Origin of the sequence: Streptococcus sp. CF8-6, from assembly GCF_024295845.1 — a bacterium.
GTDB lineage: Bacteria > Bacillota > Bacilli > Lactobacillales > Streptococcaceae > Streptococcus > Streptococcus oralis_BO.
Map to the genome: position 1 here is coordinate 1 of NZ_JANCOF010000014.1, position 1,639 is coordinate 1,639.

Consider the following 1,639-nt stretch of genomic DNA (forward strand, 5'->3'; position numbering starts at 1 on the left):
ATAAGCGTCAGCTGAGAAAGACCAAATACGAAAAATAGGTAGGATAAAATTGCACTTGTTTTGAATAGAAGCTGATACTTTTTCATGTAATCCCTCCTTTATAAACTCGGAACATCTCTAATATAAACCATATTTCCCTAAATCCTTACTCTAAATCTTAAGTAGTGCTTGAGATTTCCTGAATGGTTAAAATAAGGGAAATTGGAAAACAGGAATATCTATGTCTTTATTTCAAAAAAGCACTGCCTCCCCCAGATAAACCTGAGGAAAACAGTGATTCAGTTTTTAGGAATCAGGAATGAATGTAAGGAGATGCATTTGACATTTTTATAATAAAAATCAAAAAACAAGGTATAATCTTTATTGAAAACAGCCATAAAGGTATAATCACTTAAACACTAAGTAAGCCTTCCTACAAGCCATTCTTTACCTCCAATCTCTCTAAAACAAACCATTTTAATAACCAAAATCCGACAACATAGCCAGCACCAAAGAATATAGCTATAAAAGCTATCATGGGATTCAAGAAATAGAAGATCACAACGGACACAAAGGTTAGCACAAAAACATTGAAGGCAATGGTGTCGGAAGCCAAGACTAGAATATAGGGTGTCAACCAATCTAAGGTTTTTGAATATGGAAAAAATAAGTGTTTATACATGATATATTCCTATACAGTATAGAGAGTATAAACTCAAAGAAATACCCAGATTAATAGCTCTCTATACTAACTCAATCCTCTAATGTGGCCATAAAACTGAAGCTGCTGCCCCACCAGCTGCGCAAATCAAATAAATCTGAGGAGTTGGAAAAGGGATTGTCTGCATACAAAGCGAAATCCCCTCAACTGCACCACCTACTCCACTTAAAAATGCATCTGCAAGTTGTTTATCACCAGCTGTTATCGTTGTTAGTTTTTCATCGGATAAAACGAAGAAATTATTGACTGATTGTTCCATTCTTTTCACACTTTCTTTATTAAATTAATTTGGCTAGTAGATAAAAGATAGATTAAGGCATTAAAGATAATGAAAATATGTCCGTAAAATAAAATCAACTTCGCATCCAAACCAAGATACAGTTTGACCATCACAAAGATAAGCAAAAGGATTTGAAACCATAACGTTTTTCCAAAAATAAATTTAAAGCGATTTCGAATTTCTACTTCCTTGATTTTTACCGTTACTCCTTTATTAGCAAGAAGGAAAACTCCTACTTCGAACAAGCCACTGTAGAGAACAATCCACCCAATCGATACATTAGAGATTTGCAAAAATGTCCCTAAAAGAATATCCAAAATACTAGTCAAGAAAATAACAACAAATAATCTATATCTCATATAAATCTTCTCCTTACTACTATCTTTAAAAGTTTAACTTGCCCTCAAAGCTCCCCAAGCTGCTGTACAGAACTGTGCTCCTAAAATCCCTCCAGCAAGAGTTCCCACAACTGGGATAACACTCCCCAGAGCTGCACCTCCTATTGTACAAACTCCCAATGCTTGAACAACTTCTCCAGCCCCTACTGTATCTCCACCTTCAACGCAAGCGAGCATATCAGTATCCATAATCTTAAATTGTGACATCATTTTTGTATTCATGACAAATACTCCTTTTTTATTTTTAATTTTTGTCCTGTT

4 protein-coding genes and 1 pseudogene are annotated in these 1,639 nt (G+C 34.6%); all 5 read right to left on the reverse strand.

Annotated features, from left to right (window positions below; all coding sequences use genetic code 11):
• Window positions 1-86 (reverse strand): annotated as a pseudogene (locus NML69_RS09870) (CPBP family intramembrane glutamate endopeptidase); the annotation flags it as partial.
• A 326-nt stretch (window positions 87-412) separates the two neighbouring features.
• Window positions 413-661 (reverse strand): immunity protein BlpZ, encoded by a 249-nt coding sequence (gene blpZ / locus NML69_RS09875; RefSeq protein ID WP_000276518.1) that lies wholly within the window; start codon window positions 659-661, stop codon window positions 413-415.
• A 79-nt stretch (window positions 662-740) separates the two neighbouring features.
• Complete coding sequence (locus NML69_RS09880; protein ID WP_254726653.1) at window positions 741-959, reverse strand: hypothetical protein; 219 nt, start codon at window positions 957-959, stop codon at window positions 741-743.
• A 5-nt stretch (window positions 960-964) separates the two neighbouring features.
• Entirely contained in the window at window positions 965-1,339 is a 375-nt protein-coding gene (locus NML69_RS09885) for a hypothetical protein (RefSeq protein ID WP_001270580.1), read from the reverse strand.
• Window positions 1,340-1,372: 33 nt separating this feature from the next.
• Window positions 1,373-1,600 (reverse strand): Blp family class II bacteriocin, encoded by a 228-nt coding sequence (locus NML69_RS09890; protein ID WP_213988873.1) that lies wholly within the window; start codon window positions 1,598-1,600, stop codon window positions 1,373-1,375.
• Window positions 1,601-1,639: the final 39 nt, after the last annotated feature.

Excerpts from the sequence above, each read along its gene's own strand:
- blpZ (WP_000276518.1), bottom strand. The coding sequence starts at position 661 with ATGTATAAACACTTATTTTTTCCATATTCAAAAACCTTAGATTGGTTG.
- NML69_RS09880 (WP_254726653.1), bottom strand. The coding sequence starts at position 959 with ATGGAACAATCAGTCAATAATTTCTTCGTTTTATCCGATGAAAAACTA.
- NML69_RS09885 (WP_001270580.1), bottom strand. The coding sequence starts at position 1,339 with ATGAGATATAGATTATTTGTTGTTATTTTCTTGACTAGTATTTTGGAT.
- NML69_RS09890 (WP_213988873.1), bottom strand. The coding sequence starts at position 1,600 with ATGAATACAAAAATGATGTCACAATTTAAGATTATGGATACTGATATG.